Annotated in this window: 29 protein-coding genes; 17 read left to right on the forward strand and 12 right to left on the reverse strand. The window is 63.2% G+C overall.

Annotated features, from left to right (window positions below):
* Positions 1 to 5 precede the first annotated feature (5 nt).
* The 16 genes from rplF to FDW84_RS10045 all read left to right on the forward strand — a co-directional run bounded on the left by rplF (position 6) and on the right by FDW84_RS10045 (position 10,709).
* On the forward strand, positions 6 to 542 hold the full coding sequence (gene rplF / locus FDW84_RS09970) for a 50S ribosomal protein L6 (protein ID WP_138608964.1): 537 nt from the start codon (positions 6 to 8) through the stop codon (positions 540 to 542).
* 2 nt (positions 543 to 544) lie between these two features.
* Positions 545 to 928, forward strand: a complete 384-nt coding sequence (gene rplR, locus FDW84_RS09975; protein ID WP_138608966.1) for a 50S ribosomal protein L18 — start codon at positions 545 to 547, stop codon at positions 926 to 928.
* Entirely contained in the window at positions 925 to 1,641 is a 717-nt protein-coding gene (rpsE, locus tag FDW84_RS09980) for a 30S ribosomal protein S5 (protein ID WP_138608968.1), read from the forward strand. Before rplR ends, rpsE begins: the two co-directional genes overlap by 4 nt.
* A gap of 2 nt (positions 1,642 to 1,643) precedes the next feature.
* Positions 1,644 to 1,850: a 50S ribosomal protein L30 gene (gene rpmD, locus FDW84_RS09985; RefSeq protein WP_013601818.1), complete on the forward strand. Its 207-nt coding sequence runs from the start codon at positions 1,644 to 1,646 to the stop codon at positions 1,848 to 1,850.
* Positions 1,851 to 2,336 (forward strand): 50S ribosomal protein L15, encoded by a 486-nt coding sequence (gene rplO, locus FDW84_RS09990; RefSeq protein WP_138133168.1) that lies wholly within the window; start codon positions 1,851 to 1,853, stop codon positions 2,334 to 2,336.
* Between the two features lie 215 nt (positions 2,337 to 2,551).
* A complete protein-coding gene (secY, locus tag FDW84_RS09995; protein ID WP_138133169.1) occupies positions 2,552 to 3,862 on the forward strand; it encodes a preprotein translocase subunit SecY in 1,311 nt (436 codons plus the stop codon).
* 5 nt (positions 3,863 to 3,867) lie between these two features.
* On the forward strand, positions 3,868 to 4,437 hold the full coding sequence (locus tag FDW84_RS10000) for an adenylate kinase (protein ID WP_171046747.1): 570 nt from the start codon (positions 3,868 to 3,870) through the stop codon (positions 4,435 to 4,437).
* Positions 4,438 to 4,508: 71 nt separating this feature from the next.
* Positions 4,509 to 5,336, forward strand: coding sequence for a type I methionyl aminopeptidase (gene map, locus FDW84_RS10005; RefSeq protein ID WP_138608972.1), 828 nt, complete (start codon positions 4,509 to 4,511; stop codon positions 5,334 to 5,336).
* A 102-nt stretch (positions 5,337 to 5,438) separates the two neighbouring features.
* The gene (locus tag FDW84_RS10010) at positions 5,439 to 6,374 is read left to right on the forward strand and encodes a P1 family peptidase (protein WP_138608974.1); all 936 of its coding nucleotides are present in this window, start codon (positions 5,439 to 5,441) and stop codon (positions 6,372 to 6,374) included.
* A gap of 171 nt (positions 6,375 to 6,545) precedes the next feature.
* A complete protein-coding gene (infA, locus tag FDW84_RS10015; RefSeq protein WP_009358723.1) occupies positions 6,546 to 6,767 on the forward strand; it encodes a translation initiation factor IF-1 in 222 nt (73 codons plus the stop codon).
* Positions 6,768 to 6,836: 69 nt separating this feature from the next.
* On the forward strand, positions 6,837 to 6,950 hold the full coding sequence (gene rpmJ / locus FDW84_RS10020; protein WP_009358722.1) for a 50S ribosomal protein L36: 114 nt from the start codon (positions 6,837 to 6,839) through the stop codon (positions 6,948 to 6,950).
* A gap of 183 nt (positions 6,951 to 7,133) precedes the next feature.
* Positions 7,134 to 7,508: a 30S ribosomal protein S13 gene (rpsM, locus tag FDW84_RS10025; protein ID WP_138133173.1), complete on the forward strand. Its 375-nt coding sequence runs from the start codon at positions 7,134 to 7,136 to the stop codon at positions 7,506 to 7,508.
* 54 nt (positions 7,509 to 7,562) lie between these two features.
* Entirely contained in the window at positions 7,563 to 7,964 is a 402-nt protein-coding gene (gene rpsK / locus FDW84_RS10030; protein ID WP_009358720.1) for a 30S ribosomal protein S11, read from the forward strand.
* A 129-nt stretch (positions 7,965 to 8,093) separates the two neighbouring features.
* Positions 8,094 to 9,104 carry a DNA-directed RNA polymerase subunit alpha gene (locus FDW84_RS10035; protein ID WP_009358719.1) on the forward strand — a complete coding sequence of 337 codons (1,011 nt, stop codon included), beginning with the start codon at positions 8,094 to 8,096 and terminating at the stop codon, positions 9,102 to 9,104.
* A gap of 67 nt (positions 9,105 to 9,171) precedes the next feature.
* Positions 9,172 to 9,786 (forward strand): 50S ribosomal protein L17, encoded by a 615-nt coding sequence (gene rplQ / locus FDW84_RS10040; RefSeq protein ID WP_138608976.1) that lies wholly within the window; start codon positions 9,172 to 9,174, stop codon positions 9,784 to 9,786.
* Positions 9,787 to 9,818: 32 nt separating this feature from the next.
* On the forward strand, positions 9,819 to 10,709 hold the full coding sequence (locus FDW84_RS10045) for a tRNA pseudouridine synthase A (RefSeq protein WP_171046740.1): 891 nt from the start codon (positions 9,819 to 9,821) through the stop codon (positions 10,707 to 10,709).
* Here FDW84_RS10045 and FDW84_RS10050 read toward each other — a convergent pair whose 3' ends face one another.
* Positions 10,710 to 12,374: an ATP-binding protein gene (locus FDW84_RS10050; RefSeq protein ID WP_138608978.1), complete on the reverse strand. Its 1,665-nt coding sequence runs from the start codon at positions 12,372 to 12,374 to the stop codon at positions 10,710 to 10,712.
* A 254-nt stretch (positions 12,375 to 12,628) separates the two neighbouring features.
* On the opposite strand from FDW84_RS10050, the gene FDW84_RS10055 reads away from it, so the two are divergent.
* Entirely contained in the window at positions 12,629 to 13,423 is a 795-nt protein-coding gene (locus tag FDW84_RS10055) for a response regulator transcription factor (protein ID WP_138608980.1), read from the forward strand.
* On the opposite strand, the gene FDW84_RS10060 is transcribed toward FDW84_RS10055, so the two are convergent.
* From FDW84_RS10060 to FDW84_RS10110, 11 genes are all read right to left on the reverse strand, one after another.
* Positions 13,420 to 13,884, reverse strand: coding sequence for an Hpt domain-containing protein (locus tag FDW84_RS10060; RefSeq protein WP_171046741.1), 465 nt, complete (start codon positions 13,882 to 13,884; stop codon positions 13,420 to 13,422). The two genes, FDW84_RS10055 and FDW84_RS10060, sit on opposite strands and share 4 nt — an antisense overlap.
* A 91-nt stretch (positions 13,885 to 13,975) precedes the next feature.
* Positions 13,976 to 14,860: a type II secretion system F family protein gene (locus tag FDW84_RS10065; protein ID WP_138608982.1), complete on the reverse strand. Its 885-nt coding sequence runs from the start codon at positions 14,858 to 14,860 to the stop codon at positions 13,976 to 13,978.
* A gap of 7 nt (positions 14,861 to 14,867) precedes the next feature.
* Entirely contained in the window at positions 14,868 to 15,800 is a 933-nt protein-coding gene (locus FDW84_RS10070; RefSeq protein WP_138608984.1) for a type II secretion system F family protein, read from the reverse strand.
* 9 nt (positions 15,801 to 15,809) lie between these two features.
* The gene (locus tag FDW84_RS10075; protein WP_138608987.1) at positions 15,810 to 17,315 is read right to left on the reverse strand and encodes a TadA family conjugal transfer-associated ATPase; all 1,506 of its coding nucleotides are present in this window, start codon (positions 17,313 to 17,315) and stop codon (positions 15,810 to 15,812) included.
* Positions 17,315 to 18,508 carry a CpaE/TadZ family protein gene (locus FDW84_RS10080; RefSeq protein WP_138608989.1) on the reverse strand — a complete coding sequence of 398 codons (1,194 nt, stop codon included), beginning with the start codon at positions 18,506 to 18,508 and terminating at the stop codon, positions 17,315 to 17,317. The genes FDW84_RS10075 and FDW84_RS10080 overlap by 1 nt, the downstream gene beginning before the upstream one ends.
* Positions 18,505 to 19,263, reverse strand: a complete 759-nt coding sequence (gene cpaB / locus FDW84_RS10085) for a Flp pilus assembly protein CpaB (protein ID WP_138608991.1) — start codon at positions 19,261 to 19,263, stop codon at positions 18,505 to 18,507. The genes FDW84_RS10080 and cpaB overlap by 4 nt, the downstream gene beginning before the upstream one ends.
* A 34-nt stretch (positions 19,264 to 19,297) precedes the next feature.
* Positions 19,298 to 20,260, reverse strand: coding sequence for a pilus assembly protein TadG-related protein (locus FDW84_RS10090; protein ID WP_138608993.1), 963 nt, complete (start codon positions 20,258 to 20,260; stop codon positions 19,298 to 19,300).
* Positions 20,248 to 20,622 (reverse strand): TadE/TadG family type IV pilus assembly protein, encoded by a 375-nt coding sequence (locus tag FDW84_RS10095; RefSeq protein WP_171046742.1) that lies wholly within the window; start codon positions 20,620 to 20,622, stop codon positions 20,248 to 20,250. Before FDW84_RS10095 ends, FDW84_RS10090 begins: the two co-directional genes overlap by 13 nt.
* Before the next feature lie 88 nt (positions 20,623 to 20,710).
* Positions 20,711 to 20,929: a Flp family type IVb pilin gene (locus FDW84_RS10100; protein ID WP_138608997.1), complete on the reverse strand. Its 219-nt coding sequence runs from the start codon at positions 20,927 to 20,929 to the stop codon at positions 20,711 to 20,713.
* A gap of 263 nt (positions 20,930 to 21,192) precedes the next feature.
* Complete coding sequence (locus FDW84_RS10105; protein ID WP_138608999.1) at positions 21,193 to 21,405, reverse strand: Flp family type IVb pilin; 213 nt, start codon at positions 21,403 to 21,405, stop codon at positions 21,193 to 21,195.
* 8 nt (positions 21,406 to 21,413) lie between these two features.
* Complete coding sequence (locus FDW84_RS10110) at positions 21,414 to 22,286, reverse strand: type II secretion system F family protein (protein WP_138609001.1); 873 nt, start codon at positions 22,284 to 22,286, stop codon at positions 21,414 to 21,416.
* Positions 22,287 to 22,288 lie beyond the last annotated feature (2 nt).

Raw genomic sequence — 22,288 nt, forward strand, 5'->3', positions numbered from 1 at the left:
GAAAAATGTCACGTATTGGACGTCTCCCCATCACCGTTCCTGCCGGCGTTGAGGTCAAGGTTGACGGCTCTGTCGTCAGCGTCAAGGGATCCAAGGGAGAGCTGACCCACACTGTGGCCAGCCCGATCGAGGTCACCCTGGATGCAGACACCCTGACTGTCGCCCGCCCGAACGACGAGCGCGCCTCCCGTTCACTCCACGGCCTGACCCGCACCCTGATCTCCAACATGATCGAGGGCGTAACCAAGGGCTACGAGAAGAAGCTTGAAATCGTCGGTACCGGTTACCGCGTTCAGGCCAAGGGATCTGACCTTGAGTTCGCTCTCGGCTTCAGCCACCCGGTCAGCGTTTCCGCTCCGGCCGGCATCACCTTTGCAGTAGAGGGACCGACCAAGCTCTCTGTCTCAGGTATTAACAAGCAGCAGGTCGGCGAAGTTGCTGCCAACATTCGCAAGCTGCGGAAGCCTGACCCGTACAAGGGCAAGGGCATCCGTTACGCCGGCGAAGTCATCCGCCGCAAGGTCGGAAAGGCTGGTAAGTAACCATGGCCATCGCCATTAACAAGAAGCGTACGAACAAGAGCAAGGCTGCTGCCCGCAGCCGCCGCCAGCTTCGTATCCGCAAGCGCATCGCCGGTACCGCCACGCGTCCCCGCCTGGTGGTCAACCGTTCCGCACGCCACGTATTTGTCCAGGTTGTCGATGACACCATTGGCCAGACCGTAGCAAGCGCGTCAACGCTGGAAGCCGACCTTCGTTCGTTCGACGGTGACAAGACCGCCAAGGCCAAGCGCGTTGGCGAGCTCGTTGCCGAGCGTGCCAAGGCTGCCGGCGTCGAAGCAGTTGTCTTCGACCGCGGTGGTAACAAGTACCACGGCCGGATTGCCGCCGTCGCTGACGGTGCACGCGAAGGTGGGCTGTCACTGTGACGGAAGCAAACAAGGAAAAGGACACTGTGTCTGCAGATCAGAAGGCGACAGAAGCCGCAGCTGCTGAGACCACTGCCCCCGCCAGCGAGGACCGCCGCGGCGGTGCCCGCCGCGGCGAGCGTGGCGACCGCGGCCAGGGCCGCGGCGACCGCGGTGGCCGTGGCGGCCGCGACGGCGGACGTGAAGCCGAAAAGAACCAGTTCGTAGAGCGCGTTGTCACCATCAACCGCGTTTCCAAGGTCGTCAAGGGTGGTCGTCGCTTCAGCTTCACCGCACTCGTCGTCGTTGGTGACGGTAACGGCATGGTCGGCGTGGGTTACGGCAAGGCCAAGGAAGTTCCCGCGGCTATCGCCAAGGGCGTTGAGGAAGCTAAGAAGTCCTTCTTCCGCGTTCCCCGCGTTGGCAACACCATCCCGCACCGCGTTCAGGGTGAGGCTGCTGCCGGCGTCGTAATGCTGCGTCCGGCATCCGCCGGTACCGGTGTTATCGCCGGTGGTCCGGTCCGCGCGGTACTGGAGTGCGTGGGCATCCACGACATCCTCTCCAAGTCGCTCGGTTCCTCCAACGCCATCAACATCGTTCACGCGACCGTTGATGCACTGAAGCGCCTCGAAGAGCCGGCAGCAGTGGCAGCACGCCGCGGCCTGCCGCTGGACGAAATTGCTCCGCAGGCGCTGGTGAAGGCCCTTTTGAGCCCGAAGGCAGGTGCATAGTCATGGCTAAGAACCTGATTCCCTCCGACTCCCAGTTGGAGATCACTCAGATCAAGTCCGCCATTGGCGGCAAGCAGAACCAGCGCGACACCCTTCGGTCCCTCGGCCTGAAGCGGATCGGACACACCGTTGTCCGCACCGCCGACGCCGTGACCGTGGGAATGCTCAACACGGTTCCGCACCTGGTAAAGGTAGAGGAGGCGAAGTAAATGGCAGAGAACACTGCCGATAAGGCACAGGCTGCTGACAAGCAGAACGCCCTGAAGGTTCACCACCTGCGTCCTGCCCCGGGTGCTAAGACCGCCAAGACCCGTGTTGGTCGTGGTGAAGCATCCAAGGGTAAGACCGCCGGTCGCGGTACCAAGGGTACTGCAGCCCGCTACCAGGTGAAGGCTGGCTTTGCCGGCGGCCAGCTGCCGCTGCACATGCGCCTGCCCAAGCTGCGCGGCTTCAAGAACCCGTTCCGCGTCGAGTTCCAGGTTGTAAACCTGGACAAGCTGAACGAGCTGTTCCCCGAAGGTGGCGCAGTCACCGTGGAGAACCTGGTTGAAAAGGGCGCCGTTCGCAAGAACCAGCCCGTCAAGGTGCTGGGCACCGGCGACATCACCGTCAAGGTCGACGTCACCGCCCACGCATTCTCGGCCAGCGCTGCTGAAAAGATTGCCGCAGCAGGTGGAAGCACCACCGCTCTCTAGAGCCGGTGGGTGAAAGACCGTTCCTGAACTCCCGGTCCTGGGGCTAAGTCCCCGGGGCCGGGAGTTTTTTCCATCCGCCCGCCGTTTTTTCGCCGCCACCCGGCGCAGGGTCTTCCCCCGCGGATTGTTCGCATGGCGCATCCAACCGTTAGACTCGGTTGTTGGGATTTATAGATCCCCATCACACCACTCTTATTGACACCACAGGAGGACGCTTGCTTAGCGCATTTGGCCGGGCCTTTCGCACGCCTGATCTGCGACGCAAGTTGTTGTTCACGCTGGGAATCATCACCATCTTCCGCTTGGGCGCCTTCATTCCCTCGCCTGGTGTGAACTACCAGAATGTCCAGCAATGCTTGCAGAACGGTCAGACCGCAGGCGGGCTGTACCAGCTCGTTAACCTGTTCAGCGGCGGCGCGTTGCTCCAGGTGTCCATCTTCGCCTTGGGCATCATGCCCTACATCACGGCCAGCATCATCGTCCAGCTGCTCCGGGTGGTCATTCCCCGCTTCCAGCAGCTTTACGAAGAAGGCGCTTCGGGCCAGTCCAAACTGACCCAGTACACCCGCTACCTCACCATCGCGCTGGGCCTGCTCAACGCCACCACGCTGGTGTCCCTGGCGCGTTCCGGCCAGCTCCTGCCCGGCTGTGCGCTCCCGATCATTCCTGACGAGAGCGTCATCACCACCATCCTGATCATCATCACGCTGACGGCCGGCACCGGCCTGATCATGTGGATGGGCGAGCTCGTGACGGAGAAGGGCGTGGGCAACGGCATGTCCCTGCTCATCTTCACCTCCATCGCGGCCACGTTCCCCACCTCCCTGGGTGCCATCTGGACCTCGCAGGGCCCCGCCACGTTCTTCACCGTCCTCGCCGTGGGCCTGCTGACGGTGGCGCTGGTGGTCTTCGTGGAGCAGTCGCAGCGCCGCGTCCCGGTGCAGTACGCAAAGCGGATGATCGGCCGCCGGACCGTGGGCGGCACCAGCACCTATATCCCCATCAAGGTCAACATGGCTGGCGTGATCCCCGTGATCTTCGCTTCCTCCATGCTCTACCTGCCCGGCCTGATCTCACAGTTCAACCAGCCGCGCGCAGGCGAGCAGCTCCAGCCGTGGGTCGAATGGATCAACAACAACCTGGTCCGCGGCGACCAGCCGATCTACATGGTGCTCTACTTCGCCATGATCGTGTTCTTTACCTACTTCTACGTTGCGATCACCTTCAACCCTGAAGAAGTCTCAGACAACATGAAGAAGTACGGCGGCTTCATCCCGGGTATCCGGGCTGGCAAGCCGACCGCTGACTATCTGCAGTATGTGCTCTCCAGGATCACCCTGCCCGGCGCCCTCTACCTGGGCTTCGTGGCGTTGATTCCTCTGGTGGCACTGGTACTCATCAACGCAAACCAGAACTTCCCGTTCGGTGGCACCTCGATCCTGATCATGGTGGGCGTTGGCCTTGAGACCGTCAAGCAGATTGATGCGCAGCTACAACAACGTCACTACGAAGGGCTTTTGCGATGACGAGAATGCTGATTATTGGACCTCCCGGTTCCGGAAAAGGAACGCAGGCGGAGCGGATTTCAGAGCGCCTTGGCGTTGTGGCGATCTCCACCGGCGACATCTTCCGTGCCAACGTTAAGGGCGAGACGCCGCTTGGCATTGAGGCCAAGAAGTACATGGACAACGGCGACTTTGTTCCTGACAGCGTGACCAACAAGATGGTGCGCGACCGGCTCAGCGAGCCCGACGTCGAGAACGGTTTCCTGCTGGACGGCTACCCCCGCACCACCGCCCAGGTGGACTACCTGGACGAGATCCTCGCCAAGGGCGAAGAAAAGCTCGACGTCGTCCTGCAGTTGACTGCCGACGACGAGGAACTGGTCCACCGGCTGCTCGGCCGGGCCAAGGAAACGGGCCGGAGCGACGACAACGAAGCCGTCATCCGCCACCGCCTTGACCTGTACCACGAGCAGACCGAAGCTGTAGTGGCTAAATATGCCGAGCGAGGCATCCTTACCCAGGTTGACGGCATCGGCGCCATCGATGAAGTCACAGAGCGCGTCATGCAGGCGATCAAGGCAGCCCAGGCAGCCTGATCCGTGCGTTAGTTTTTCCGAGGCTCCTCCCGTGAACCGGGAGGAGCCTCAGCCATTTGAAAGGAAACACCATGGCCTTTGGCCAGCCCCGCATCGAATACAAGACCAACAGCCAGATGCGCATCATGCACGAGGCAGGCCTGGTCCTGAGCCGCGCACTGGACGCAGCCGTCGCCGCCGCCGTGCCCGGAGTGACCACAAAGCACCTGGATGACGTCTTCGCCGCCGTCCTGAACGAAGCGGGCGCCAAGTCCAACTTCCTTGGCTATCACGGCTTCCCGGCCACCATCTGCACCTCCGTCAACGAGGAGGTGGTCCACGGCATCCCGGGCGGCCGGGTGCTTGAGGACGGCGACATCATCTCGATCGACGGCGGCGCCATCGTCAACGGCTGGCACTCCGACTCTGCCCGCACCGTTATTGTGGGCACCGCTGATCCGGAGGACCAGCGGCTTTCCGATGTGACCCGGGCCGCCATGTGGCGCGGAATCGCAGCCCTGGCCACTGGGAAGCATGTTGGTGACATCGGTGCGGCTATTGACGACTACGTCTCCTCCGTCCCCGGCAAGCCGCTGGGCATCCTGGAAGACTACGTGGGCCACGGCATCGGTTCGGAAATGCACATGCCACCGGACGTGCTTAACTATCGCACCAGCCACCGCGGACCCAAGATCAAGCCCGGCCTGTGCCTGGCGATCGAGCCGATGCTGGTGCGCGGCGGCATCGAGACGGCCGTGCTGGAGGACGACTGGACCGTGGTGACAACCGACGGAAAGCGGTCCTGCCAGTGGGAGCACTCCGTTGCCGTTCACGAGAAGGGCATCTGGGTGCTGTCCGCCCCCGACGGCGGTGCGGAGCACCTGGTGCCCCTTGGCGTCACCCCGGTGCCGATCCCCTAGGTCCCCTCTGCCCTCCCCAACTAGGTAGCAGCAGATGTCCGTTTGAGCCCTTATTCCGACATGTGCTGCTACCTAGTTGGGGGAGGGGGAACAATGGGAGCCATGGGAGCAATCACTGACGTACCCGGGATCCGCGTGGGGCACGAGCAAAAGTCCGACGACGGGTGGCTGAGCGGGGTGACGGTGGTCTTGCCCCCGCCTGGCACAGTTGGATCCGTGGACGTCCAGGGCGGCGGGCCCGCCACCCACGAGACCGACGCCCTGGACCCCACCACGCTCGTCAGCGAAGTCAGCGCCGTGGTGCTCACCGGAGGCAGCGCCTACGGCCTGGTCTCGGCCTCCGGCGCCCAGCGGTGGTGTGAGGAAGACGGCAGGGGTTTCGCCGTACCCGGGGGAGTGGTGCCGATCGTGCCGGCCGCCGCGATCTTCGACCTTGGCAGGGGCGGTGACTTCTCAGCCCGGCCGACGCCGGACATGGGCTACGCGGCGGCCGCCGCCGCTGCAGCAGAAGAGGACGGGCACGACGTCGGACGCGGCAACGTGGGTGCCGGGACCGGAGCTCTCATCGGCAGGACCTACAAAGGCGGCGTGGGAACGGCTTCCATCGTCCTGGACCATGGGGTGATTGTCGGGGCCATCGCGGTCGTGAACGCACTGGGATTACCAACGGTCGAACATTCGGTTCTCGAGAAATCCGTGTTTCAACCCGGCGCCCCGCTCAACACCACGCTTATTGTCGTCGCCACCAATGCTGTCCTCGACGTTGCTGAGTGCAAGCGGACTGCTTCTGCTTCCCATGCCGGGATTGCCAGGGCTCTCAGTCCTTCACACACCCTTGGCGACGGGGACACCGTCTTTTGTCTGTCCACCCGGGCTAAGGCACTGGACCGCAGTGACGAAGCTGCGCGGCAGCTAAGCCTCATCACCCTGCAAAGCGCTGCAGCCAACGTCGTGCGTTTGGCCATCCTGGACGGGGTGGCAGCGGCTGAAGCCGTACACACCCCCGCCGGCGACTATGGTGCTTACGGCGCACTGTAGGTTACTATTTCCGATTTAACTTTTACCGGCCAACAGGGTAGTGTTGTTTGTTGGTTGTCTGGATTGCCACGCCCTTTTGGGCCTGGGGCCGGCAATCGATCCAACAAAAACGTTCGTGGCCATGCCCGGTGCAATCCGGCGGGGCTGCGGCAACGACAGTTAGCGGAGGGTATGGCCAAGAAGGACGGGGTCATTGAGATCGAAGGCGTTGTGACCGAGGCGCTGCCTAACGCGATGTTTCGCGTTGAGCTCACCAACAAGCACATCGTTCTGGCACACATCTCTGGAAAGATGCGTCAGCACTACATCCGAATCCTCCCGGAGGACCGTGTAGTGGTGGAGCTGAGCCCGTACGACCTCACCCGTGGTCGTATCGTCTACCGCTACAAGTAAATTGCTGGGCGGCCCAGTGCGAGCTGGCCGCCGCTCCAGTTGACCAACTGTTACACGCAAAGGAATGCCATGAAGGTCAAGCCGAGCGTCAAGCAGATCTGCGAAAAGTGCAAAGTGATCCGCCGTAATGGCCGGGTCATGGTGATCTGCGAGAACCCGCGCCACAAGCAGCGCCAGGGCTAATTCCCTTCACCGGGAATTCCTGGGTTGCTAACCCACGCAAGTAAATAAAGGCAGCACAAGCTGATCTGGAACATTGAGCTCGAAAGAGTCCGGACAGCTAACCCCCGGTCGGAGGCTGGGGCCGCACAGAACGTGCGGGTGTACTGCCTACGACCTCCGGTTTATTCAAGGAGTACTGCCACTATGGCTCGTCTCGCTGGCGTAGACATTCCCCGCGAAAAGCGGCTGGAAATTGCGCTTACTTACATCTACGGCGTGGGCAAGACCCGTGCACACGAAACCCTGGCTGCCACGGGCATCAGCGCTGACGTTCGCGTCAAGGACCTGACTGACGCCCAGCTGGTTCAGCTGCGTGACTACATTGAAGGCAACTACAAGGTTGAGGGTGACCTTCGCCGCGAAGTGGCAGCCGACATCCGCCGCAAGGTTGAGATCGGCAGCTACGAAGGCCTGCGCCACCGCAAGGGCCTGCCCGTACGTGGACAGCGTACGAAGACCAACGCCCGTACCCGCAAGGGCCCGAAGCGCACCGTCGCCGGCAAGAAGAAGGCCCGTTAAAATCCCGGCCGGGATTAACGGAGCTTTCCCCAATAACTTTCTGTAGGAGAAATAATGCCCCCGAAGACTCGTGGCGCGGTTCGCAAGCCGCGTAAGAAGGACAAGAAGAATATCGCGCTTGGCCAGGCGCACATCAAGAGCACTTTTAACAACACCATCGTTTCCATCACGGATCCGACCGGCGCTGTTATCTCTTGGGCTTCCTCAGGTGAGGTTGGCTTTAAGGGCTCGCGTAAGTCCACCCCGTTCGCAGCCCAGATGGCTGCTGAAGCTGCTGCCAAGCGTGCGCAGGAGCACGGCATGCGCAAGGTAGACGTTTTCGTCAAGGGTCCGGGTTCCGGACGCGAGACCGCCATCCGTTCGCTGCAGGCCGCTGGCCTCGAGGTTGGCTCCATCCAGGACGTCACCCCCGCAGCCCACAACGGCTGCCGCCCGCCGAAGCGCCGCCGCGTCTAAGGCTTTCCGCCGCATGAGCTTGCCCGGACCAGCGATGGTCCGGGCAAGCCCAGCGCGTTAAGTCTTCAGACCGAATTTCCACCACCTGTGTTGCGTCATATAGCGGATGCTCGCCGAAAGGAAACCTAAGTGCTCATTGCACAGCGCCCCACCCTCTCCGAAGAGGTAGTCTCCGAAAACCGTTCGCGTTTCGTCATCGAACCGCTGGAACCGGGCTTCGGCTACACCCTCGGAAACTCCCTCCGCCGTACCCTGCTCTCCTCCATCCCCGGTGCTGCTGTAACCAGCATCCGGATCGATGGCGTGCTGCACGAGTTCACCACGGTTCCGGGTGTCAAGGAAGATGTCACCGAGATCATCCTGAACATCAAGAACCTGTCGGTGTCCTCCGAGCACGACGAGCCTGTTGTGGCTTACCTGCGCAAGCAGGGTCCCGGAGTCGTCACCGCCGCGGACATCGCTCCGCCGGCCGGCGTCGAATTCCACAACCCGGATCTGCACATAGCCACGCTGAACTCGAAGGGCAAGTTCGAGCTCGAACTGACCATCGAGCGCGGCCGCGGCTACGTTTCGGCAGCTCAGAACAAGTCCGGCGACGCAGAGATCGGCCGTATCCCGGTCGACTCCATCTACTCACCGGTGCTGAAGGTTACTTTCCGCGTGGAAGCAACCCGTGTTGAGCAGCGCACCGACTTCGACAAGCTGATTGTCGACGTTGAGACCAAGCAGGCCATCGCCCCGCGCGATGCCGTTGCTTCCGCAGGCACCACCCTGGTGGAACTGTTCGGTCTGGCCCGTGAGCTGAACACCGCAGCTGAAGGTATCGAGATCGGCCCGTCGCCCACCGACGCTGCCCTGGCAGCCGACATGGCACTGCCGATCGAGGATCTGGACCTCACGGTCCGTTCCTACAACTGCCTCAAGCGTGAGGGCATCCACACCGTGGGTGAACTTGTTGCCCGCTCCGAGGCTGACCTGATGGACATCCGCAACTTCGGTGCCAAGTCCATTGACGAGGTCAAGGCAAAGCTGGTTGAACTGGGCCTGTCCCTCAAGGACTCGCCTCCCGGTTTTGACCTCGCAGCACGCGCCGCAGCAATCGAAGAGGACGACGCCGCCTTCGGCGACGACGAACTCTAAACCAGACCTTGGCCGCGGGCGGCACCACGGTGTGCAGCCCACGGCTTCCATTTGAGGAGAAACAACTATGCCTACCCCCACTAAGGGTCCGCGCCTCGGAGGCGGCCCGGCTCACGAGCGCCTCATGCTCGCGAACCTGGCATCATCCCTGTTCGAGCACAAGCGGATCACCACCACGGTGACCAAGGCCAAGCGCCTGAAGCCGTACGCAGAGCGCCTGGTGACCTTCGCCAAGCGCGGCGACCTTGCTTCCCGCCGCCGCGTCCTGGGCCTGATCAGCAACAAGGGCGTCGTCCACGAGCTGTTCACCGACATTGCCCAGGCAGTGGAGAACCGCGACGGCGGCTACACCCGCATCACCAAGATCGGCAACCGCAAGGGCGACAACGCCCCCATGGCCGTCATCGAACTGGTTCTCGAGCCGGTTTCCGCCAAGCAGGCCGTAGTCGCTGAGGCTACCCAGGCTGCTGCCAAGGCTGCTCCGGCAGCCGAGGAAGCTCCCGAGACCGAAGCAGCTGAGGCTCCGGCAGCCGAGGAAGCTCCCGAGACCGAAGCAGCTGAGGCTCCGGCCGCTGAGGAGGCCACCGAGGCTCCTGTCGCAGAAGAAGCTGCAACCGAAGAGGCTCCGGCCGCTGAGGAAGCTCCCGAAGCTCCGGCTGCCGAGGAGAAGGACGCGAAGTAATTCGCTGATCCGCTTCGCATAGACTTGGGTCTATGAACCACCAAAAACCCGCGGCCCCCGTTTTGGGGGGCGGCGGGTTTTTGCGTATCCGGCTTGATCTTTCGTACGATGGTGGCCCCTTCAGCGGGTGGGCCGTGCAGCCGGGCCTGAGGACGGTCCAGGGTGTCCTGGAGGAAGCCCTGCAGCTGCTGATCCGCCGTCAGGTGCGTGTGACCGTTGCCGGACGCACGGACGCCGGGGTGCATGCCCGCGGCCAGGTGGTCCACCTCGACCTGACGGAAGCCGAGTGGCTGGGACTGCCGCGCGGGCACGAACTGGATCCCGCCGTCGCCATGCACCGCCGCATCCGCGGGGCCCTCAGCCGGATCCTCGGCGACCTGACCGGAGCGGTCGAGGTACACAGCATTTCACTGACCCCCGCCGGCTTCGATGCCCGGTTCTCCGCCCTCTGGCGGCGCTACAGCTACCGGATAGCGGACGGTCCCGGGCTCTGGGATCCGCTAAAGCGGTACTTCACGCTGTGGCACAAGAATCCGCTGGATGTTGCGTTGTTGAATGACGGCGCGTCGCGGCTGCTGGGGCTGCAGACTTTCCTGGCCTTCTGTAAGCCAAGGGAGGGCTCCACCACCCTCCGCGAACTGCAGCGCTTCGAGTTCGCCCGCGGGGAAGACGGCGTCATTGTGGCCACCGTACAGGCGGACGCCTTCTGCCACAACATGGTGCGCGCCCTGATCGGATCCTCCCTTTACGTGGGGGAGGGGACGGTGGATCCCGGCTGGCTGTACGAGCGGCTGCTTGCCCAGAAGCGGGACGCCAAGTCTGTGCTGGCCGCGCCGCATCCCCTGGTGCTGGAGGAGGTCGCCTACCCGTCCGACGGCGAACTCCTGGCCCGCGCGGAGCTCACCCGGGCGCTGCGGGAGTAGTCAGAACGAGGGTGGTGGGCCGTCCGCGGGAAGGGTCAGCGTGAAGGTGCTTCCCTTCCCTTGGCCGCTCTCGCAGGTGATGGTGCCGCCGTGGCCTTCCACGATCATCTTGGTGATGGACAGGCCCAGGCCTGCGCCGGCGATCGCTGCGTTCCGGGCTGATTCGGTGCGGAAGAAGCGCTTGAACACCCGGGTGGTGTCCTCCCGGGACATGCCCATTCCGGTATCGCTGACGCTGAGCTGGACCCAGTCCTCGCTGGACCTGGCGCTGATGCTGACCTTGCCGCCGTCGGGGGAGTACTTGATGGCGTTGGACACCAGGTTGTCCAGCGCCTGCCCTATGCGCAGGGGATCGGCGTACGCCCAGAGGGGAGACGGAACGTCGGCACTGAGCTGAATGTGGGCCCGTTCCGCCTGGGCCTGCACGGAGCCAAGGCTGGTCTCCACAAGGCTTGCCAGGTCAGTGCGCTTGGGGTGGACGTTCAGGGCTGAGGAGGCCGTTGCCGTCAGGTCTGAGACGAGGGCAAGCAGCCGTTCGGCGTTCCGCTGCACCACCAGCAGGCGGCGGGACAGATGTGGCGGCAGGGCGTCGTCGTCCAGTATCAGGTCGATGTTTCCGATGACGGAGTTGAGGGGCGTCTTGAACTCGTGGGAGACATTGGAGACGAGTTCCTGGTTTGCTGCCAGCGCCTCTACCCAGCCGGTGACATCGCTGTAGACCACAACTGCACCGGCAAAGCTGCCGTCCTCGCTTGTCAGCGGCCGGGCAGCCGTGGACATGGCCCGCTGCTCGGCTCCTTCACCCGCCCACACCAGGTAGTCCGCGAAGGATTCTCCAGTGATGGCCCGGCTGATGGGGCGCTTCTCCGGCGGCAGCAGCGTGCGCCGGTCCTGCCCGAAGATCAGCTGGTGCCCCTGCCCCGGGGCGGCATCCTCCGCGCCGGTGGCCCGCCGGAAATGCCGTTGGCGGTCGTTGGTCACCAGGAGCCGGCCGGAACGGTCGACGGCGGCAATCCCGACGTCGGTGGCGTCGAGGACCGTCTGGAGCAGCTTTTCCCGTTCCCGGCTCTCCCGCAGCAGCTTCCTCAGTTCCCTGTCCTTCTCCGCCAGTTCCCGCTGCTGCAGGCGCACGTGGACACTTGCAAAACGGATCGCGAGGGAGACGGCCAGCATCATGAGCGGGAAGAGAAGCGTGGTGGTGATGTCCGAGGGCGTCAGGTTGGGGAAGCGCCCGGCCAGCGACGGAACCATGATGAGCATGGGGCCGAAGAAGCTCAGGATCAGGCTGCTGCGGGCGAGCATGCCGGAGGCGGACAGCCAGATGACCGGAAACACGGTAAGTACGGCCAGTCCCGGGAGCAGTGGCGCGGCTCCGTTCCGCAGCAGTCCAATGGCGAGGAAGTCGAGGATCGGAATCAGAAGGTAAGGGCGGTGGGCGAGGCGCTCCCAGGGCACCAGGAAGCACCCCAGGAAAAGGATGGCGAATAGAAGGATGCCGGACATGTATAGGGGACTATGCAGCAGCGCGGGCCAGGCGAAGGGCGTGGCAATTGCAAGCGCGGCGACAACCAGCGTCAAGGGCAGCTGGCAAAGGGCCACCTGCGACCGGGGGCCGAGTTCGCGGAAAAGGCGGGCAGGTCCGCGCTGTAACAGGTGTTCAGCCATGAAGGGGACTCAACCCCGGGAGCCTAAGTCGATGAGCCCGGTGGTCAGTGCGTTTCAAATTCCTGCAGGTCATCCCTGACGCATCCTTTCGGCTCGTAATCCACATGTCCTGTCATGATAATTGACTTTTGAATATGAATGGGGAAGAAGATGTCATCAGCCCGGCTTACTAATAGCGTATAAATGGTTGGAGCGGATATGGCATTGGCGCTGGGCTGATGGGGGGCCATGTCCGCCTGGCACAGGGATATTTGATGGACGAACTTGGTGTGGCCGTAGTAATTGAAGACGATGCCGACGTACGCAACCTCCTTGAGGGTGTGCTGACCCAGGCCGGCTTCGAAGTCCATACGGCGGCAGACGGACGGGCCGGCGTGGAGGTTGTGCGCAGCAAACAGGCCAATGTTGTAACGCTCGACATTGGCCTGCCGGATATTGACGGGTTCGAAGTGCTGCGCAGGATCCGCCATTTCAGCAACGCCTATGTGGTGATGCTGACCGGCAGGACCGAGGAGCCGGATCTGCTGTCCGCCCTGAATGCCGGAGCAGACGACTACATCGCAAAACCTTTCCGGCCCAGGGAACTCCGTGCGCGGGTGGCAGCGATGATGCGCAGGCCGCGGCATGAAGTGAACGCGCATATGCCGGTAGTGCCCGCGTGGGGAGCGCCTCCCGTGCCGGCCGCCGTGCCACGCCCCCACGACCCTGCCGTGCTGCAGCACAACGGACTCACCCTGAACCATAGGACGCGGACGGTGGAGGTCAACGGCGAACCGCTGGGGCTGACGCGCAGCGAGTTCGACTTGCTTCACGTGTTGCTCCGCGGCGGCGGGGCCGTGTGCACCCGAGCGGACCTTGTGCGGGCCGTGCGCGGGGAGTTTTACGACCAGGACACCTACATCAGCGAGGCGGACGAACGCGCTGTCGAAGTCCATATCGGCAACCTGCGGCGGAAGCTGAAGGAGGACCAGGTGTCGCCGCGATGGCTGCAGACGGTCCGCGGCGTGGGGTACCGGCTGGCTCCCAGCCGGACTGCCGGAAAGTCCTAGTCTGCCTTCGATATGTAGCTTGCCTGGAGTTCGGAGACCGTTTGGCCGCCGTCTTCGGCAACCCGCGCCATCAGCACCTGGCCCTGGCCGAAGTCGCCCAGCCGGATTACGGACTCCAGCAGTTCGGCGAGCTTAGCCAGCCGCACCCCGCCCACCATGGCGGAGGTGATCTTCAGGCTGATGACGGCGTCCAGGGCTGAAGCCGTGTCCTGGTTGTCTACCGCTGCTGCCAAGCGGGTGTAGCGCTGATCCCACATGGCCGCGTAGTCACGGGCGAAGCGCTGGGCAAGGCCGGATCCAACGAGCTCGTCCTCAAGCTCCTCCAGGACCGCGGCGTCAATCAGCGGCAAGAGCCCGGCCGCTTCCTGTGTGGGCGCGGTGCCGGCAGCTGGAGTGATTCCGGGCTGCAGGGAGTCCGCAGCGGCGGCCTCGCTGCTGGAGCCGGAATCTTGACTGTGCATTGTTCAAGGCTACTTCCTGAAATTCTTCCGTTGTCCTATTTCGGGTGTTCCTGTGGAAACCTTGAGCGATTATTCAGCGAGTTGTGCTGTCCTACTGTCCGCTGAAGGTCACTACTGTATTGATGACAGCCGGTCCAAGAATTGCGATAAAGAGGACCGGGAATATGAAGAACAGCAGTGGAAACAGGATCATGACCGGCAGTTTCATTGCCTTTTCTTCAGCCCGCTGGCGGCGTTTGACGCGCATGACCTTCGCCTGGACGCGGAGCACGCGGCTGATGGCAATACCGTAGGTGTCCGCCTGGACCACTGCCTGCACAAAGCTGCGCAGCTCGGGGATATTGGTCCTCTCGGCCAGCGCCAGGTAGGACTCCCGGCGGCTGCGGCCCACCTGCATGTCCTGCAGGGTCCGGACCAGTTCCTCCGCCAGGGGACCTTTGCCGTTCTCTCCGGCACGCGCCATCGCTCCTTCGAAGCCCAGGCCTGCTTCCACTGAAATCAGCATCTGGTCCAGGGTGTTGGCCAGTTCCAGCTGCATGACCTTCTGCCGTTCCTGGCCTTTGCTGTAGAGCAGGAGGTCCGGGATGAAGTAGCCCAGGAACAGGACGAAAAGCCCCGACAGTTTCATCAGGGGAGTGCTGCCAATGGCGGTGAGGTAGACGCCGACGCTGATGCCGGCAAACCCAATCGCCAGCTTGGACCCCAGCACCTTGCCCAGCGGCATGGAAGCGGGCCGGCCGGCGAGGGCCAGCAGACGGTCCAGGAAGGCGACATAGGCCGGTGGAGTCAGGCGCCGGCCGATGCCCTCGAGCAGGCCGGGTTTGGTTACGGGGGCAACAGTGACCAATGCGGCGCCGCGGGACAGGAGGTCGTTGACCGCCACGCGGCCCTGCCTGTCCACGGTCAACGCGGACCACGCCAGCCCGGCAACGGGTACGCAAACCAGGAGTATGGAGAGAAGAACAATCATGTTCATGGCTTCCTCAGAACTTCAGGTCAATGATCTTGCGCATCCACAGCGCACCGATGGTCATGAGGACAAAGGATGCCCCGATCATGGCCCAGCCCAAGGGATGGGTGAACATGGAGTTCATGTAGTTTGGGCTCACCGCCAGCAGCATGGCCACAATGCCGAACGGCATGGCAATCAGGATGTAGGCGGAAAACTTTCCCTCGGCGGCGAGGGCTTTGATGTGGCCCTTGATTTCTGCGCGCTCGCGGATGGTCTCGTTGACCTGGTCCAGGACGTCGGCCAGGTTGCCGCCCACCTCACGGTTGATCTGGATGGCTTGGGAGATCCAGACGAAGTCCTCGTTCTTCATCCGCTCGGCAGTGTCATTGAGGGCGGCCAGCAGGTCGCGGCCCAGGCTGGTCTCGGTGATCACCCGCCGCATCTCCTCCGACGTCGGCTTCTGGGACTCGGTGGCCGCAGCGTCGATGGCGCGCAGGATGCTGTGGCCGGCACGGAGGCCTCCGGACAGCAGCTGGAGAGTGTCACCCAGCTGGCCGTCAAAGGCGGCGCGGCGCTTCCCGGCCAGGAATCCCAGGACAACTTTTCCAACGAATGGTGCCAGCAGCGCCAGGAGCAGCCCCACCAGGGGGCCCACGGTGACGGTGCCCACCAGCATGCCCACGCCGGCGCCGATTCCCACCAGCAGGAAGAACTCCGCCTGGCTGAGGCGAAGCCCGGCGTTTTCCAGCTCAGGCCGGGAAAACAGGGAGATGCTCCGGCCGGCGAGGAGCCGTTCGAAGGACCTTACGGCGGAGAGCGCCACGCGCGACAAGGAGGACGGTGGGTCCGTGTCAAAAGGACGACGGCGGTCCAGCGGCACCGCGGGGGTACCGGGCAGGATGACGGCGACGCCCAGCAGGCAGACGGCTGCCAGCAGGATGACGGCTCCAACAGCGAGGATCACGGCAGCGTCCTATCGTCCGGGAGTGTTGTGGCCGGAGGGGTTCAGGGGCGTGGCGAAGACCGCCGGTGAGACGTGGATGCCCAGGTCCTCGAACCGGTCGATGAACCGTGGGCGGATACCGGTGGCCACTGGCCTGCCCAGGAAGCGGCCCTGGGCGTCCACCCCGGCGGAGTAGTCGAAGACGAAGGCGTCCTGGAGGGTGACGATGTCGCCTTCCATGCCCTGGACTTCGGTGACATGGGTGATGCGGCGGGAGCCGTCACGGAGGCGGGAAATCTGGACGATCAGGTTCACCGCGGAGGCGATCTGCTCGCGGATGGCCCGCAGCGGCAGGTCCATGCCGGCCATCAGCACCAGGGTTTCCAGGCGGGCCACGGCGTCGCGGGGCGAGTTGGAGTGCACCGTGGAGAGCGAGCCGTCGTGGCCGGTGTTCATGGCCTGGAGCATGTCCAGTGACTCCCCGCCACGGACCTCACCGACCACGATCCGGTCCGGGCGCATACGCAGCGAGTTCCGGAGCAGTTCGCGGATGGTCACTTCGCCCTTGCCTTCGGTGTTCGGCGGCCGGCTTTCGAGCCGGACTACGTGTTCCTGCTGGATCTGCAGTTCCACGGCATCCTCGATGGTGACGATACGTTCATCAGACGGGAGGAAGGAGGACAGCACGTTGAGCAGCGTGGTCTTGCCGGTGCCCGTACCGCCGGACACGATGATGTTGAGCTTGGCCTTAACGCAGGCGTTGAGCAGCTCAGCCATCTCAGGGGTCAGGGTGCCGAAGTCGATCAGGTTCCGGACCGTCAGCGGCGTTTTGCTGAACTTACGGATGGTCAGCGAAGAACCGCCCACGGCCAGCGGCGGAATGACGGCGTTGACACGGGAGCCGTCCTCGAGGCGGGCGTCCACCAGCGGCGAGGACTCATCGATGCGGCGGCCCACCTTGGACACGATCCGCTCGATGACCTTGCGCAGGTGCTCTTCCGAGCTGAAGCGCGACTCAGTGAGCGTGAGCTTGCCTTTGCGTTCCACATAGATCTGGTCCATCCGGTTGACCATGATTTCCGTGACGGCGGGGTCGTCCAGCAGCCGTTGCAGGGGGCCGTAGCCCAGCACGTCGTCTGCCACGTCCCGGACCAGCCGGGTGCGTTCCTCGGATGTCAGGGGAACCTGTTCGGCATCGATGATGCGGGTCAGTTCCTCCTTGGCGGTGGTCCGCAGTTCCTGCTCGGTAGCCGTCGCGTCGTTGAAGCGCGCCCCCATGCGCTCGAACAGGGCGGTGGCCGCCCGGTCCTTCATGGCTGCAAAGACGTCCACCTTGGGTGCGGTGGGCGCCTGCTGGGCGCCTGCGTCGTGCATTGGAATCACGACGGCGGGCTCCGCGGGAAGGTGCCCGGCCGCCGTCGGGAGCGGGGAAGGGGCGGGCGGAGCGGCGGGGCGTGGCCGTTCAAGCACCGCAGTGGCGGTGCCGGAGGCCTGGCTGCGTTCCTGCGCGGCGCTGATCCGTTCGGAGAGTTTCACTAGATGACCACCCTTCGGTGAAGCTTGCGCTGGGTTTGGGCACGCCACGCCGGATTGAACCGCTCCACCAGTTGGCGGAGGCTCTTCACGGCGGGGTCTTTCTTGGATTCCTGGAGGACCGGTATGCCGCGGTTGGTGGACAGGGCAACGGCGCGGGAGCGTGGGATGCTGACGTCTACGGGTGCACCGATGGTAGCCTCCACGTCCCGGACGTTGAGCCCGGCTTTGGCGTCAGCCATGTTCAGGACCACGTGCCGGGATTCGGGCATGATGTCCAGCTGGCGGAGCACCTCCAGTCCGGAGCGCAGACCGCGGAGGCTGGGGACGTCCATGGCGCTGACCCACACGACGTCCGTGCACTGCTCCATGGCGGCGAGGCCGATTTCGGGCATGCCGGGAGCGGTGTCGATGACCACGTACTGGAACTCCTGGGCAAGCTGCTCGATGAGCCGGCTGACCTGCTCCGGGGTGATGTGGTCCGCGTCCACCGGGTTGGGCGGGGCGCAGAGCGCGTAGATGCCCGCGGGGTGGACGGTGAGGAAGGCCTTGAGGACCAGGGAGTCCTGGGCGGCTGCCGGGGTGACGGCGTCGGTGACGGTGTGCTCCGGGTTGAGGTAGAGGCCGGAGGCGACGTCGCCGAACTGCAGGTCAAGGTCCACAATGACAACGCTCATGGGCGCGATCTGGCCCAGCCCGATGGCGATGTTGGTGGCCAGGGTGGTCTTGCCGACGCCACCTTTGGGGGAGAAGACGCCGATTACCAGGCCCCTGCCGTTGTTCTCCGCCGGTGTCTCGGGGCCGCGGTGCCTGGTGGCGAAGGACTGGCAGGCGCGCTCCAGCAGCACCCGGATCTCTGCGGCGTCAGCGTGCGGACTGAGGATGTCCCGGATGCCGGCGCGCATGGCGTACAGGAGGAAATCCGGCTCCACGTCGCTGACCAGCACCAGGCTCAAACCGGGCAGCTGGACATCGAAGACCTTGGCGAACCGCAGTGCCTCCTCGTAGGGGACATCCGGGCCGATGATTAGGACTTCTGGCTGCTCCTGGTTGAGGAGGGCGAAGAGTTCCTGTGGGCCGGCCGGGAGGATGTCCGAGGCGATGGTCTGGACGGAGCCGCGGAGGCCGTTGGAGACGGCGGCGCGCAACTTCTGGTCGAACTCGCCGTTGGGGGAGAGGAGGACGAACCGGCTCACTTGTAGACCACTTCCTTGCGTTCAATCCGGGGTCCGTTGTCCTGGGCGTCCAGGGGTTCCTTGGTAAGCCAGAGCCTGCCGAACTCCGAGGCGAAGACGATTTTGCCGGCGTCGACATCTGTCACCGCTACTGTGAGCATCAGTGTGCCTTGGGGAAGGGTGGTGTCCTGCGGGTCTGCCCCGCCTTCTGCGGGCTTTTCCGCGTTCGCGGTCTGGGGTGCGCGCTGGACAGCCGTAACCAGGGCTTTGCGGATGGTCATTTGGGTGGTGGCGTCGTCGGCTTTCGCTTTGTAGGCCCCACTGTCAAAGGTGAGGAAGACGCCTACGTGGTCGCCGGCGTCGATCCGTCCACCGACCACGCGCTTCGGTTCGACCTCGAAGGATACTTCCTGGAGACCTGCGGGGACCTCAACTGCGCCCTGTGCTTTGACGTCTCCCGGGGCGACAAGCCGCTCGGCCAGGAGCTGCTCGCCGGGAACCAGGTCAACAGCGCTGACGGTGCCTGCTTTGCCTTCCAGGTTGCTGAGGGCCGTCTCTGATTTTCCGGCCGCCGGGACTGTTTCAACGGTCAGCGATGCTGCCATGTCATTGACGGGCGTACCGGCCGGGATTGCGGTCTTCACAACCAGGACGTCTACGGGTTCTGTTGTAGCCAGGGCCCGTTGGTCAGCGCCGTTTGCGTAGAAGATGATGAGGAGGGCTCCCACGAGCGCCAGGGCAACCGCGGCCGTTCCGGCGAGCAGGCGAGACTTCACTTTCAGCTCCTGAAGGATGTTTCTGGGTGGTGGGTCAGAGGGTGAGGCGGGTGACTGCAGCCCCGTAGTCCGGGGTGCTGCCGAGTTCAAAACCCTGGGCCAGGGATACGTACTTTACGAAGTAGCCCCTGATGGTCTTGTTGGCCACTTTCGAACCTGCGGTCCAACCGATACTTGCAAACTGGTAGCCCGTAACGTGGAAGGCCGCAAAGCCCTTGATGTAGTACTTGCCGCTGGAGCCGGTTCCTGTCGCTATGTCATACAAAGGCAGGAGGACTGTTTGGTTGTTCATCTGGGCGAAGTCGGCAGCAGTGCATGTCGAGGGGGCACTTGCGCCGGTGTCGCTGGAGAACCAGATGCCGGAATTGCTGGAAGCTCCCGCTGTGGCGGTGATTGAGCATTTTGTGGACGTGGTTTGCATCCAGCCGAATCCTCCCGGGATACCGCCGCACCCATTGACGGACTGTTCCAGGACCTGTTCGGCGCCCTTGGCTCCACCTGCTGGAATGTTCAATTTGCAGTGGGCGATGGCCAGCGGCAGGATAACGGGTCCCCTGGAGGGCGTTCCCCAAACAGCGGAGGATCTGGCGCCGACTTCCTTGCTAGGAATGCCGATGGCCTTGGCGAAGAGGAGGGAGATCGAGTTGTCCGTGCCGCCCTGTTCCTTCGCCGTGGTGGTGACGCTAACCTTGCGTGCTGTCTTGTCCAGCTCTATGGCATGGACCTTGCTCATGCCGTCGAGTGCGTTCTGGTTGGCGAGGGTGCCCGCGAGCGTAGACGTGGTGGAACAGTCTGCGTCAGCGGCGTTGCGTGCGCACTTCTGCGCCAAGGCAATCGCCGAGGCGTCCGCACCGTTCTGGAGCTGCGCACGCTCCGAGTAAATGACGCCGACGTCGACGGCGATCGCCACGAAACCGAGGAGGGTCACCATCAAAATCGCGACTATGACGCTGATGGCGCCGTGCTCTTTGTTGTTCTTGATTGTCAGCCGCCGCACAGCATGACCCCCTTGCCGGTCATTGGGAAGGGGCCTGCTATGCCGGTGATGGTGGACAGGTTGTACTTGAGGGTGAGGGTCACCTGGGCACCCGTGCTGCACACGCTCGTGCTCAAGGTGATGTCGGAATTTGAAATCGCTGTGCTGACCGAGGCTGCAGCGTTCTTGGCTGCTGCTTTGGCGGCAACAGGGTCGTTGGCGATCGCCATGACCCGAACGCCATCGCGCGCGGCACTTGTGAGCGTGATCTGGGCGTTGTAGGCCCGGCCGAATTCGATGGTCCCCAGGACAAGCATCAAGAGGAGGGGCAGCAGGATCGCGAATTCGACGGCGGCTGCACCGCGCTCGGATTCGTGTGGCACCTGCTGCTCCTCCTCTTCAATGTCTCGTTTGCTGCGTTGCCCTTGTTTGGGGGCGGTTCCGATATGGGGTCCGGGACCGGAGGGGGTGTTAGGAACCGGCAGGAGCAGCAGGTGCGGCAGGAGCTGTCGGCACCGAGACTTTGCCTGCGACGTCATTAAACATCTTCGAAAGGTTGCCGCCGAGCAGCGTTACGGCGACGATAACCGCTACGGCAATGAGGGCGACCATAATGCCGTACTCAACGGCGGTGGCACCCTTCTCTTCACGGCGAAGGCGGGTCATGAGGTTTGTGAACAGAGAAAGCATTTGAGACTCCTGTGCGAGACGGAAGGCTGGTCCTGCACCAGCGCTGCTACGAAGTTAGCAACGGGAGAAGGGGCAAAATCGGTATCTTGGAACATCCTGCGTAAAGGCTTTATGCCATGTACTTTTCCTGCGTTTTTGCTTGGGTTTCACTGCGCTGATGCTGGGATTTCTAGCCGTAACGGGCAGAAAGGGACCCCCTCGGTTCTGGGTGCCGAGGGGGTCCGGTCTATAAGGCGACTTACGGCGCGAGGAGCATGAGACGACTAGGGGATACCGAGTGCCGTCTTGATGCCAGTGGTGAGAAAGCCGAAGACGGAATCGAGAGCGACGCCAAACAGGCCCACACCGGCAACAATGACTATGGCAATGAAGCCAACCAGGATGCCGTATTCGGTAGCGGTGGCGCCCCGTTGCTCCTTACGGAGGCGAGCGAGCAATGACGTCACTACGGACAATAGTTTGATGCGATTGTTCATGATTCTCCCTAGGAGAAGGCCGCGACGATGTTCATAACTGCCGGCCCCAGCAGAATAATGAAAAGGGTTGGAAAGATGAAAAAGATCAGTGGGAAGAGAATCTTCACCGGAATCTTCATCGCGTGCTCCTCCGCGCGCTGCCGGCGCTTGAGCCGCATCTCGTTGGCCTGCACCTTCAAAACCTTCGCTATGGCGATGCCATAAGCGTCCGCTTGGACGATGGCCCGAATGAATGAGCGCAGGTCTGGCACGTCTACTCTTTCTGACATCGCCAAGTAAGCTTCCTTGCGTGAGCGGCCGACTTGCATGTCCTGTAAAGTTCGTGTCATTTCGTCTGCCAAGGGCCCGCTGCCGTTTTGTGCAGTGCGGGCCATGGCGGCCTCGAAGCCCAAGCCAGCCTGCACCGAGATGAGCATCTGGTCGAGAGTGTTGGGCAGTTCTCGGCGGATTTTTCCCCGACGCTTTTCGGCATTGCTGCGCACGAGTAGGTCCGGTGCGAAATACCCGAAAGCTAAAGCTGCGAGCAAAATTGCGAAGCGGGCGGGTTCGGGGGAGGCGAGGAAGTTGAACAGGCCGAGGAGACCCGCTCCCAGTGCCAGCATAGGTTTCACAACCAAGAGGCGTTCCAGGGGCCATTCCTTTGGCCGCCCTACTGCGGCAAGCTGTTTATCCAGCCAAGCAACATAGTTCACCGGTGTGACTTTGCGGGCAATCGCACGCGCGTCCGCTGAGAAACTTTGGGCCCCAACGTTCCTTGCGCGCTGTCCGAGGTTGGCCTGAATATTCCTCAGCGCCACCCTGTCTGTTGCCGCGACTGACCACACGAGGTAGGTGATGGGCAAAATGATGGCCAGAATCGCGCCGAGCGCTATTCGTGACATAT

This window comes from Pseudarthrobacter sp. NamE5, from assembly GCF_005796225.1.
Taxonomy (GTDB): domain Bacteria; phylum Actinomycetota; class Actinomycetes; order Actinomycetales; family Micrococcaceae; genus Arthrobacter.